General features: G+C 71.3%; 11 protein-coding genes. 3 read left to right on the top strand and 8 right to left on the bottom strand.

All coding sequences use genetic code 11. The features are described from left to right. Positions 1–57: 57 nt before the first annotated feature. A complete protein-coding gene (locus ACWGIF_RS18265; protein WP_453498281.1) occupies positions 58–600 on the top strand; it encodes a DUF742 domain-containing protein in 543 nt (180 codons plus the stop codon). Continuing rightward, a complete protein-coding gene (locus tag ACWGIF_RS18270) occupies positions 581–1168 on the top strand; it encodes a GTP-binding protein (protein WP_215149809.1) in 588 nt (195 codons plus the stop codon). Before ACWGIF_RS18265 ends, ACWGIF_RS18270 begins: the two co-directional genes overlap by 20 nt. Before the next feature lie 141 nt (positions 1169–1309). On the opposite strand, the gene ACWGIF_RS18275 is transcribed toward ACWGIF_RS18270, so the two are convergent. Then, entirely contained in the window at positions 1310–1510 is a 201-nt protein-coding gene (locus tag ACWGIF_RS18275) for an acyl-CoA carboxylase subunit epsilon (protein ID WP_453498284.1), read from the bottom strand. A 23-nt stretch (positions 1511–1533) separates the two neighbouring features. Then, positions 1534–3117: an acyl-CoA carboxylase subunit beta gene (locus ACWGIF_RS18280; protein ID WP_453498287.1), complete on the bottom strand. Its 1584-nt coding sequence runs from the start codon at positions 3115–3117 to the stop codon at positions 1534–1536. A 273-nt stretch (positions 3118–3390) separates the two neighbouring features. Here ACWGIF_RS18280 and ACWGIF_RS18285 point away from each other — a divergent pair, with 273 nt between their 5' ends. Next, complete coding sequence (locus ACWGIF_RS18285) at positions 3391–4023, top strand: YceI family protein (protein WP_453498290.1); 633 nt, start codon at positions 3391–3393, stop codon at positions 4021–4023. Between the two features lie 85 nt (positions 4024–4108). On the opposite strand, the gene ACWGIF_RS18290 is transcribed toward ACWGIF_RS18285, so the two are convergent. From ACWGIF_RS18290 to ureA, 6 genes are all read right to left on the bottom strand, one after another. Continuing rightward, on the bottom strand, positions 4109–5452 hold the full coding sequence (locus ACWGIF_RS18290; protein WP_453498293.1) for a hypothetical protein: 1344 nt from the start codon (positions 5450–5452) through the stop codon (positions 4109–4111). Positions 5453–5569: 117 nt separating this feature from the next. Next, positions 5570–7189, bottom strand: coding sequence for a citramalate synthase (cimA, locus tag ACWGIF_RS18295; protein WP_453498296.1), 1620 nt, complete (start codon positions 7187–7189; stop codon positions 5570–5572). 404 nt (positions 7190–7593) lie between these two features. Then, positions 7594–8223, bottom strand: a complete 630-nt coding sequence (locus tag ACWGIF_RS18300) for a TetR/AcrR family transcriptional regulator (protein ID WP_453498299.1) — start codon at positions 8221–8223, stop codon at positions 7594–7596. A 40-nt stretch (positions 8224–8263) separates the two neighbouring features. Next, positions 8264–9313: an agmatine deiminase family protein gene (locus ACWGIF_RS18305; protein ID WP_453498302.1), complete on the bottom strand. Its 1050-nt coding sequence runs from the start codon at positions 9311–9313 to the stop codon at positions 8264–8266. A gap of 28 nt (positions 9314–9341) precedes the next feature. After that, positions 9342–11084 carry an urease subunit alpha gene (locus tag ACWGIF_RS18310; protein ID WP_453498305.1) on the bottom strand — a complete coding sequence of 581 codons (1743 nt, stop codon included), beginning with the start codon at positions 11082–11084 and terminating at the stop codon, positions 9342–9344. Further along, the gene (ureA, locus tag ACWGIF_RS18315) at positions 11081–11887 is read right to left on the bottom strand and encodes an urease subunit gamma (RefSeq protein WP_453498308.1); all 807 of its coding nucleotides are present in this window, start codon (positions 11885–11887) and stop codon (positions 11081–11083) included. Before ureA ends, ACWGIF_RS18310 begins: the two co-directional genes overlap by 4 nt. Positions 11888–11936 lie beyond the last annotated feature (49 nt).

Below are 11936 nucleotides of genomic sequence, written 5' to 3' on the forward strand. Positions count from 1 at the left end.
GGTGCGGTGGCGCGGTTCCACAGGGAGTACTGCGTACTTGGAGTCGGAGGAGGACACGTGACAACACCCGGAGGACATCCTTATGGCGGCGCGCAGCAGCCGCAGGGTGGGCACGACCAGAACCGCTTCAACTTCCCCTCCGCGCCCAGCCAGCCGGTGCCGGAGCAGTACCCCTACCAGCAGCAGCAGCCGTACGGACAGCCCCAGATGCCTCCGCAGCCGCCTCCGCGCGCCGCACGGCAGCCGGCTCCGAAGGCCCACAACCCGCTGGTGCGTCCGTACGCGATGACCGGCGGCCGTACGCGGCCGCGCTACCAGCTCGCCATCGAGGCGCTGGTCAGTACCACGGCGGATCCCTCGCGCCTGCAAGGGCAGTTGCCCGAGCACCAGCGCATCTGCCGCCTGTGCCAGGAGATCAAATCCGTCGCGGAGATCTCGGCACTTCTCTCCATTCCTCTTGGTGTCGCCCGCATCCTCGTCGCCGACCTGGCGGAGGCGGGCCTTGTCGCCATTCACCAGCCCGGCGGCGACGAGTCTGCCGGCGGCCAGCCAGATGTGACACTGCTCGAAAGGGTGCTCAGTGGACTTCGCAAGCTCTAACGGCGGAGCGGCTCCCGCTCGCTCCACCACCTCCGCGAAGATCGTGGTGGCGGGCGGCTTCGGCGTGGGCAAGACCACGTTCGTCGGCGCGGTCTCCGAGATCAACCCGCTGCGCACCGAAGCCGTCATGACCAGCGCCTCGGCCGGGATCGACGACCTCACCCACACCGGTGACAAGACGACCACCACGGTCGCCATGGACTTCGGCCGTATCACCCTGGACCAGGACCTGATCCTGTACCTCTTCGGTACACCGGGCCAGGACCGCTTCTGGTTCATGTGGGACGACCTGGTCCGCGGCGCCATCGGCGCCGTCGTGCTCGTCGACACGCGCCGCCTCGCCGACTGCTTCCCCGCCGTCGACTACTTCGAGAACAGCGGCCTCCCCTTCGTCGTGGCCCTCAACGGCTTCGACGGGAACCAGGCGTACACGCCGGAGGAAGTCCGCGAGGCCCTGCAGATCGGCCCGGACGCCCCGATCATCACGACCGACGCCCGCCACCGCGCGGACGCCAAGAGCGCGCTCATCACGCTCGTCGAGCACGCCCTCATGGCGCGCCTGCGGTAGGAGCGGTTCGCTGTATCCGACAGGCCCCCGTGTCACATGACGCGGGGGCCTTCGCCGTAGGCGCACCCGGCATCCAGCACCCGTACGCAGAAGGCCCCCGCGACCCTGGACGGGTGCGGGGGCCTTCGGGGGCTCTGGAACTCAGCCCTGCCAGCTGTGCGGGGCGCGGAAGCCCGGGGTGCGCTCCAGGCGGCGCCAGCCGGCCTGGCGGGGCGTACGGATGGTGACCTCGTCGGGGGTGGCGGCGGCGCGGGCGAGGAGGATCGCGGTGATCGCGGCCAGCTCCTCGGGCTCGGCGTTGCCCTTTTCGACGCGCAGCAGGGTGTCAGTGGCGTTGGTCATGAGGTGGCAGGACTCCTTCGCGATTACTGCGGCGGGTTGCCGTGCTTGCGCGACGGCAGATCGGCGTGCTTGTTGCGAAGCATCGCGAGAGCGCTGACGAGCACCTCGCGGGTCTCGGCGGGGTCGATGACGTCGTCGACGAGGCCGCGTTCGGCCGCGTAGTACGGGTGCATCAGTTCGGCCTTGTACTCCTTGACCATGCGGACGCGCATGGCCTCGGGGTCCTCGGCGTCCGCGATCTGCTTGCGGAAGATGACGTTGGCCGCGCCCTCGGCGCCCATGACGGCGATCTCGTTGGTGGGCCAGGCGTAGGTGATGTCGGCGCCGATGGACTGCGAGTCCATGACGATGTAGGCGCCGCCGTAGGCCTTGCGCAGGATCAGGGAGATCCGCGGGACGGTGGCGTTGCAGTACGCGTAGAGCAGCTTGGCGCCGTGGCGGATGATGCCGCCGTGCTCCTGGTCGACGCCCGGCAGGAAGCCGGGGACGTCCAGCAGCGTGATGATCGGGATGTTGAAGGCGTCGCAGAGCTGGACGAAGCGCGCCGCCTTCTCGGAGGCGTGGATGTCCAGGACGCCGGCGAGGTGGCCGGGCTGGTTGGCGACGATGCCGACGACCTGGCCGTTCATCCGGCCCAGGGCGCAGATGATGTTGCGGGCCCAGCGCTCGTGGATCTCCAGGACATCACCGTCGTCGACGAGTTCCTCGATGACCTTGAGCATGTCGTACGGGCGGTTGCCGTCGGCGGGCACCAGGTCGAGGAGGACCTCGCTGCGGCGGTCCGCGGGGTCGCTCGTCTCGTGGACCGGCGGGTTCTCACGGTTGTTCGAGGGCAGCATCGAGATGAGGTAGCGGACCTCGGAGATGCAGGTCTCCTCGTCGTCGTACGCGAAGTGCGCGACGCCCGAGGTCTCGGCGTGCACGTCCGCGCCGCCGAGCCCGTTCTGGGTGATCTCCTCGCCGGTCACGGCGCGGACCACGTCCGGGCCGGTGATGAACATCTGCGAGGTGTCGCGGACCATGAACACGAAGTCGGTCAGCGCCGGGGAGTACGCGGCGCCGCCGGCACACGGGCCCAGCATGACCGAGATCTGCGGGATGACGCCCGACGCCTTGGTGTTGCGCTGGAAGATGCCGCCGTAGCCGGCGAGGGCGGAGACGCCCTCCTGGATACGGGCTCCGGCGCCGTCGTTCAGGGAGACCAGCGGGGCACCGGCCGCGATGGCCATGTCCATGATCTTGTGGATCTTGGTCGCGTGGGCCTCGCCCAGCGCACCGCCGAAGATCCGGAAATCGTGTGCGTACACGAAGACCGTGCGCCCCTCGACCGTGCCCCAGCCGGTGATGACACCGTCGGTGTACGGCTTCTTCGCCTCCAGGCCGAACCCGGTCGCCCGGTGGCGGCGCAGCTGCTCGACCTCCTTGAAGGAACCCTCGTCGAGCAGCAGCGCGATGCGCTCACGGGCGGTCAGCTTGCCCTTGGCGTGCTGGGTCTCGGTCGCCCGGTCACTGGGGCCGCGCCGCGCCTGCTCACGCAGGGAGTGCAACTCGGCCACGCGCCCGCGGGCGTCCGTCGGCTCGCTCGGGATCTGGTCCACAACGGTCATGTACCGACCTTACGAAGATCGCGGCGAAAAACCTCCGTTCATTCCTCACAGTCTCCGGAGTCTTCCGCTGTCCGGCCCGCACAGAACGGCCGGAGGATACGAGGACTCCCCCAGACGGGCCCATTGTCCTTTGTAGGACTTTCACAAAACGGCCTGACACACCGCCTAGATGTTGAAATTTGAACGGAATGGGTCTAGCGTCATTCTCGTTGAAGTCGTTGAAGATTCAACAGAACCTGATCCACCGAGCAGGACACCACCGAGGAGCACGTCATGGGTATGTTCACCCGCCGCAGCCGTACCGCCGAAGCCCAGGAAGGCGCCCTCTCCGCCGGCGCCGTCGCCACGCTGGACGTGGACCCGGCTCTGGCCGCCCTCACCGGCGACTACGTCATCGACGCCGCCCACAGCAGCATCGGCTTCACCGTCCGCCACGCCATGGTCACCAACGTCCGCGGCTCCTTCGCGGAGCACGAGGGCACCCTGCACCTGGACGGCGCCGACCCGGCCCGCTCCACGGCCGCCATCGACGTCAAGATCCCCTCCATCAGCACCGGCATCGGCGACCGCGACGCCCACCTGCGCAGCGGCGACTTCTTCGACGCCGACGCCTTCCCACTGATGACCTTCCGGTCCACCGCCGCGCATCAGCTCGGCGGCGACGTGTACCGCATCACCGGCGATTTGACGATCAAGGACGTCACGCGGCCGCTCTCCATCGACCTGGAGTTCACCGGTTCGGCCACGGACGTCTACGGCAACGAGCGCGTCGGCTTCGAGGGCTCCGCCGAGATCCTGCGCTCCGACTGGGGCCTGACCTGGAACGCCGCGCTGGAGGCCGGCGGCGTGATGGTCAGCGACAAGGTGAAGCTGACCTTCGACATCTCGGCCATCAAGCAGGCCTGATCTGCGGAGCCGCAGATTCGCAGCAGATCCGCAGATCCGCCCACCCCGGGCGGGGATCCCCGCGGCGCGCGGGCCCCGGGGGAGGCTAGAAGCCTCCCCCGCCGTCGAAGCCGCCGCCCCCGTCGAATCCGCCGCCGCCGAAGTCGGACGGGTTGAAGTCGGCGCCGGAGACCTCCCCGCCCTCGAAGCCGCCGCCCATGTCGCCGCCGAAGTCCGAGGCGTAGGCGGGGCTCGACATCATCGAACCGAGCATCGTTCCCATGAGCAGGCCGGGCAGGATGCCACCGCCGAAGTATCCGCCGGCCCAGGGACCGTACGCCGGGCCGGCGTCGTAGTACGGCCGCGGACCGTGGTCGGTCTCGACCGTGCGGACCGCCGGGTCCAGGCCGTCACGCAGCCGTACGGCATCCGCCGTGCAGACGGGCACGGTACGGGCCGTCCCGCCGGCCGGAGCCCAGGACGCGTCCTCGGTGCTCGGCCCGTGGCGCGGGTCGAAGAAGCAGGGCGAGCGGCGCTCGGGCAGCGGCCTCCCCTGCCGGCGCGCGTCCAGACGGGCCAGGGCGTACCGGCCGTCCTCCAGGGTCTGGGTCACGCCCTTGACCTCTTCGGGGTACTGGACCGAGGCCATCATCTGCTTGGCCTTGTCGTACGAGTCGAGCCCCTGCTCGTAGTCCTTGCGCATGGCGTCGTCGGCGCCGGGCTCGCCCGGGTGGAAGTCGAGTCGCTCCAGCTCCTCGCCGAAGGCCGTGATGTCCTCGTCGACGACCACGCCGAGCCGCTCGACGGCCTCGCGCCGGATCTCTTCCTTCTTCATCCGGTTGCGGCGGACCAGCGCGTACGCACCGCCGCCGCCGATCACGGCCACCGCGCCCAGCCCGATCAGCCCGGCGACCGGGACGCCTTCGTCCCCGCCGGTGCTGCCCCAGGAGGCGGGGGCGCCGCCCTTCGCCTGCGCCAGGGCCTGGTCGACGAAGTTGTTGAGCTGGGTGGTCGCGTCCACGGGCCCGCCGGTCTTGACGGCCTCGGAGAGGTTGCGCACGGCGTTGGCCGGCATGACCGCCCGGTCGGCGCCCGCGTCGAAGCCGTCGCCGAGCCGGATCGCGTAGAGACCGGTGATGCCGGTCTCGGTGCGGACGGCGCCGAGCACCTTGTCCTCGGGGAATTCGGCGGTGGCCGGCAGCACGGCGACGAACACCGGCTTTCCGGCGTCCTTGATCTTCTGTGCGAGCGCGTCCGCCTCGGCCGGGGGCAGCTGTGCCTCGGCTCGGGGGTCGACGTAGACCGGGCCCTCCTTGAGGGCCTCCGCCACGGCAGCGACTCCGGTGGCGGCCGACGCCTGCGGGGCGCCCACGAGGGCGGTCGCCGACAGGGCCAGCAGCAGACCGGACATCAGCGATCCCATGCGTATGGATATCAGCCTGGTCCTCATATGCACGACGCTACCTGAACTGGGGCTTTCCTGTGTGAATGACAGATAAGGCCCATATCGCCCCGCAGTGGCCGGGAGCGCCCCGGCCGCTGCGGGTGCGTCAGGTCCTGGTCGGGGCTACTCGGCCGGTTCCACGCCCGCGTGCAGCAGGCCGTACGTGTACGCGTCCTCCAGGGCCTGCCAGGACGCCGCGATCACGTTCGGGGCGACGCCGACCGTGGACCACTCGCGGACACCGTCCGTCGTGGCGACCAGCACGCGGGTCGTGGACTCCGTGCCGTGCGTGCCTTCGAGGATGCGGACCTTGTAGTCGACCAGCTCGAACTTGGCCAGCTGGGGGTAGAACCGCTCCAGCGCCACCCGCAGCGCCCGGTCCAGTGCGTTGACCGGGCCGTTGCCCTCGGCCGTCGCGACGATGCGCTCGCCCTTGGCCCACAGCTTGACCGTGGCCTCGTTGGCGTGGGTGCCGTCCGGGCGGTCCTCGACGATCGCCCGCCAGGACTCGATGCGGAAGTACTTGCGGGCCCGGCCCTCGGCCTCGGCGCGCAGCAGCAGCTCGAAGGAGGCGTCGGCCGCCTCGTACGTGTAGCCCTGAAGCTCCCGCTCCTTGACCCGTTCGACGACCCGGGAGATCAGCGCGCGGTCGCCGCCCAGCTCGACGCCGAGCTCCCTGCCCTTGAGCTCGATGGAGGCCCGGCCGGCCATGTCGGAGACCAGCATCCGCATGGTGTTGCCGACCCGCTCGGGGTCGATGTGCTGGTAGAGGTCCGGGTCGACCTTGATGGCGGAGGCGTGCAGGCCCGCCTTGTGCGCGAAGGCGGAGACGCCGACGTACGGCTGGTGTGTGGAAGGGGTGAGGTTGACGACCTCGGCGATCGCGTGCGAGATCCGGGTCATCTCGGCGAGCGCCCCGTCGGGGAGCACCTTGCGCCCGTACTTGATCTCCAGGGCGGCGACGACGGGGAAGAGGTTGGCGTTGCCGACGCGCTCGCCGTAGCCGTTCGCCGTGCACTGGACGTGGGTGGCGCCCGCGTCCACGGCGGCGAGCGTGTTGGCGACGGCGCAGCCGGTGTCGTCCTGGGCGTGGATGCCCAGGCGGGCGCCCGTGTCGGCGAGGACGGTCGCGACGGTCGCCGTGATCTGGGCGGGCAGCATGCCGCCGTTGGTGTCGCAGAGGATGACGACGTCGGCGCCCGCCTCGTGGGCGGTGCGGACGACCGACTTCGCGTACTCGGCGTTGGCCCGGTAGCCGTCGAAGAAGTGCTCGCAGTCGACGAAGACGCGGCGGCCCTGGCCAACCAGGTGGGAGACGGTGTCGCGGACCATCTCCAGGTTCTCGTCCAGGGTGGTGCGCAGGGCGAGCTCGACGTGGCGGTCGTGGGACTTGGCGACGAGTGTGATCACGGGGGCGCCGGACTCCAGCAGGGCCCGCACCTGCGGGTCCTCGGCCGCCGAGCCGCCTGCGCGCCGGGTGGCGCCGAAGGCGACCAGCTGGGCGTTCTTGAAGTCGATCTCCGCGCGGGCGCGGGCGAAGAACTCGGTGTCACGGGGGTTGGCGCCGGGCCAGCCGCCCTCGATGAAGCCCACTCCGAAGTCGTCCAGGTGCCGGGCGATCGTCAGCTTGTCGGCGACCGTGAGGTTGATGCCCTCACGCTGGGCGCCGTCGCGCAGGGTGGTGTCGAAGACGTGGAAGCCGTCGTCGAGGACCGCGGCTGCCGCCTCTGGTGTCGTCGTCATGCTGTCTGACTCCTGTCGGTGAGTGGTTCCGGATACCCGGGATCCACTGCCCCCATCATCGCGCGCGGTCCGGTCCCGGCTGGATGGTCCGGGAAACGAAAAAACCTCTCGCGGGTAGCGAGAGGTCTGCGCGCGGGTCTGAGGCACGGTGGCCGCTTCCGCGAAGTTCTTCCACGGTTCAGCGGCCACTGGGGACCGGCGCGCTGCTGGCGATAATCATGAGCTGAGCAGGCACGCTGGCAGTGTGCCACACCGCTCGCCGCGGATGGACAGGGATCTCAGCATGCGGGCAGGCGCCCGCCGGACGTCTTCGCGGCGTGCGCGGGCTCCGGGGCGGGGTCCCGGCACCCCCGGGTGGGCGACCGCGGCGCCGTTGCGGGGGCTCGGCCTCCGGTCCCCGCGACTCACGCGCCGGCAGGGCCGACCGTGAGGGTTTCCGCGAGGAACTCCCGGACGTGGTCGAGGATGGCCTCGCGGTCCATCGTCGGCAGGCCGACGGCCAGCTGGATGCTGAATCCGTCGAGCAGGGCCCGGGTGCGCGTCGCCACGCGTTCGGCGTCGACCGGACGGAACTCCCCGCGCGAGATGCCCTCGGCGATCAGCGCCACCAGGTCGCGGTGCCAGGCGCCCTCGATGGCCGCCTGCCGGTCGCGCTCCTGGGGGCCGGCGTTCTGGGAGCGGTTCCAGACCTCCAGCCACAGCGTCCAGTGCGGGTCACGGGCCCGCGTGGGCACGTACAGGTCGACGTACGCCTGGAGGCGCTCGATCACCGGGCCGCGGCGGGACAGCAGGGCACGGCGCTCTCCGCCCAGTTCCGCCTCGCTCCACTCAAGGGTCTGCAGCAGGAGCTCGTCCTTGCTGCGGAAGTAGTAGAGGAGGTGGCCGCTGCTCATGCCGACCTCGCGGCCCAGCCCGGCCATGGTCAGGCCTTCCAGACCGCGCTCGGCGATCGTGGCCATGGCGGCGACGAGTACGTCCTCGCGCGGGGGCGCGTTCTTCCGCGCCGCGCGTACCGGCACTCCACCCGCCACCATGGCCCCACTCCTTGTCGGTCGGCTGCCGGCCGTCTGCGGATCAGACCTTCGGCTGCTGCTGGGTGATGCAGTGGATACCGCCACCCCCGGCGAAAATCGTACGTGCGTCGACGAGTGTCACGGTCCGCTCGGGGAACAGTCCGCGGAAGATCTCGGCGGCCTCCTCGTCGCGCGGGTCGTCGAAGGAGCACAGCACCACGCCGCCGTTGCAGAGGTAGTGGTTGATGTAGGAGTAGTCCACCCACTCCCCGTCCTCCTCCAGCACGGTCGGCGCCGGGATCTCCACGACCTCCAGCCGCCGGCCCCGGGCGTCCGTGGACGCGCGCAGGAGGGCCGCGATGGTCTTGCAGCGCTCGTGGTCCGGGTGGGCCGGGTCGGGCTGGGCGTGGACCATGACGACGCCGGGGCGGGCGAAGGCGGCGACGATGTCGACGTGGCCCTGGGTGCCGTAGGTGCCGTAGTCGCCGGCCAGGCCGTACGGCAGCCAGATCGCCTTGGTGGTGCCGAGGTGGGCGTGGATCTCGGCCTCGACCTGCCGGCGGGTCCAGCCGGGGTTGCGGCCCTCGCCCAGCTGCACGGTGTCGGTGAGGAGCACGGTGCCCTCGCCGTCGACGTGGATGGCGCCGCCCTCGTTGACGAGTTCGGTGCTGTACGTGCGGGTGCCGGCCACGTCCGAGACGTGCCTGGCGATCTTCGCGTCATGGTCCCAGCGGGCCCACTCCTGGGCGCCCCAGCCGTTGAAGGTCCAGTCGACGGCCGCGAGTTCGCCGGCGTCGTTGGTGACGAAGGTCGGGCCGATGTCGCGCATCCAGGCGTCGTCGAGCTCCTGCTCGACGATCTGCACGTCGTCGCCGACGTGTCCGCGGGCGCTGTCTGCGTCGCCGGGCGAGACCACGAGGGTCACCGGCTCGTACGCGCGCACCGCGCGGGCGACGGCGCCCCAGGCCTCGCGGGCCTCGGCGAGCTCCTGCGCGGTGGTGAAGGTCGGGTTGGGGCTGGGCCAGGCCATCCAGGTGCGCTCGTGGGGCGTCCACTCGGCGGGCATCCGGAAGCCGGCGTCGACCGGCTTGGCGGGCTGTGCGGCAGTCATGACAGGAGGTCCTTAGGGCTGTGCTGACTTACAGGAAGTACAGGCGGTTCAGGGAGACCGTTTCGGCGGCTTCGGAGCGCAGCGGCTCCCCGTCGAGGGAGACGAGTCCGCTGCGCGCGTCCACGTCGACCGAGCCCACCCGGGAGTTGAGGAGCAGGTCCTTCGGGCCGATGCCGCGGGTGCCGCGCACGGCCACCCGGCGGCGGCGGGTCGGCATCTCGTCGGAGCCGAGCGCGGCGGCCGAAGCGGAGACGAAGGCGACGGAGATGTCGGCCGCGGTGGCCCCGTACGAGCCGAACTGCGGTCCGAGGACCAGGGGTTCGCAGGTGTCGGTGGCGGCGTTGGGGTCGCCGGTGACCCCGTACGCCGGGAAGCCGGACTTGAGGACCAGCTGTGGCTTGGCGCCGAAGAACTGGGGGCGCCAGAGCACGATGTCGGCGAGCTTGCCGATCTCGATGGAGCCGATCTCGTGGGACAGGCCGTGGGCGATGGCGGGGTTGATGGTGAGCTTGGCCATGTAGCGCAGGACGCGGGCGTTGTCGTCGCCCTCGCCGTCGCCGGCCAGCGGGCCGAGCTCGCCCTTCATCTTGGCGGCCATCGCGAAGGTGCGGCGGATGGTCTCGCCCGCGCGGCCCATGCCCTGGGCGTCGGAGGAGGTGATGCCGATCGCACCCAGGTCGTGCAGCACGTCCTCGGCGCCCATGGTGCCCGCGCGGATCCGGTCGCGGGCCATGGCGGCGTCGCCCGGGAGGTCGGGCTTGAGATCGTGGACGGAGACGATCATGCCGTAGTGCTCGGCGACCGCGTCCCGGCCGAAGGGCAGGGTGGGATTGGTGGAGGAGCCGATGACGTTCGGCACGCCCGCCATCTTGAGCACGTTGGGGACGTGCCCGCCGCCGCAGCCCTCGATGTGGAAGGCGTGGATGGTGCGGCCGTCCAGGACGCGCAGGGTGTCCTCGACGGAGAGGCACTCGTTGAGGCCGTCGCTGTGCAGGGCGACCTGTACGTCGTGCTCCTCGGCCACGCGCAGGGCGGTGTCCAGGGCGCGGGTGTGGGCGCCCATGTCCTCGTGGACCTTGAAGCCGCAGGCGCCGCCCTCGGCCAGGGCCTCGACCAGCGGGGCCGCGTCCGAGGAGGAGCCGCGGGCGAGGAAGCCGATGTTCACGGGCCAGGCGTCGAAGGCGTTGAAGGCGTGCCTCAGCGCCCACGGCGAGTTGACGCCGACGCCCCAGACGGGGCCGAACTCCTGGCCGATGACCGTGGTGACGCCCGCGGCGAGCGAGGCCTCCATGATGCGCGGGGAGAGCAGGTGGACGTGGGTGTCGACGGCGCCGGCGGTGGCGATCAGGCCTTCGCCGGAGACGATCGAGGTACCCGTGCCGACGACCACGTCGACCCCGTCGAGGGTGTCGGGGTTGCCGGCCCGGCCGATCGCGTGGATGCGGCCCTCGCGGATGCCGATCGACACCTTGCGGATGCCGAGGACGGCGTCGATGACCAGCACGTTGCTGATGACGACGTCGCAGGTCTCGCGGACGGCGGCGGCCTTCAGGTGCAGGCCGTCGCGGGCGGTCTTGCCGAAGCCGGCGAGGAACTCGTCGCCGGGCTTCTGGGCGTCGGACTCCACCCGGACGGTGAGCCCGGAGTCGCCGAGCCGTACCCGGTCGCCGGCGCGGGGGCCGAAGACGGAGGCGTACTCGTGCGGGTCGATGTGCCGGCTGCCGGGCGCGCAGTGCGCGCTGTGGTCCGTGTGCGGCGTCTGCCTGCTCATGCCGTCGTCCCTTCCGGGCGGTCGGTGGAGTCGGCCCGGTCGGCCGCGGTCGCGGGACCCGGGGTCGGCGGGGCGTCGGGGTGGCCGCCCGGAGCCTGCCCCGGGTCCGGGCGGTCCTCGCCGAGCACGCCCAGGTAGCCGCAGGCCGCCGCGCGGCGCAGGGCCTCCTCCTTGACTCCGGGGGCGTCGAGCGGGCCGTCGACCAGCCCCGCGAAACCGATCGCGACGCGCTCGCCGCCGAGGGGGACGAGGCCGACCTCGCCCTCGCCGTGGGGGTCGAACCGTACGGACGAGCCCGCCGGTACGCACAGCCGCATCCCGTAGGCGGCGGCGCGGTCGAAGTCGAGCCGCGGGTTCGCCTCGAAGAAGTGGAAGTGGGAGGTGACGCTCACCGGCACGGCGGCGGTGTTGCGCACGTGCAGGGTGAGGGCCGGCTCCGGCTGGGGGACGCCGGGGCCGGGGAGGACGGCGCCCGGGGCGTCGTCGCCGAGCGGTGCAGCGCCCCGGACGGGCGACGAGACCACCGCGAGACGGGATCCGTCGTCGAAGACGGCCTCCACGTGCACCTCGGTCACCACGTCGGCGACGCCCGGCAGGACGTCGTCGGGGCCCAGCACGCTGCGGGCCTCCTCGATGGCCTCCGCGAGCCGCTTGCCGTCGCGCGCGGCCTCGCAGACCGTGTCCGCGATCAGCGCGGTGGCCTCCGGGACGTTGAGCCTCAGGCCCCGGGCCCGGCGGGCCCTGGCCAGTTCCGCAGCGCTGCGGAGCAGCAGCCGGTCGCGCTCCGTAGGGGTCAGCCGCACGCCGATCCACCACCTCTTGAGTCGATGGGTTAGAGCATCACTCTAACTC

This window comes from Streptomyces sp. NPDC054849 (assembly GCF_053610945.1).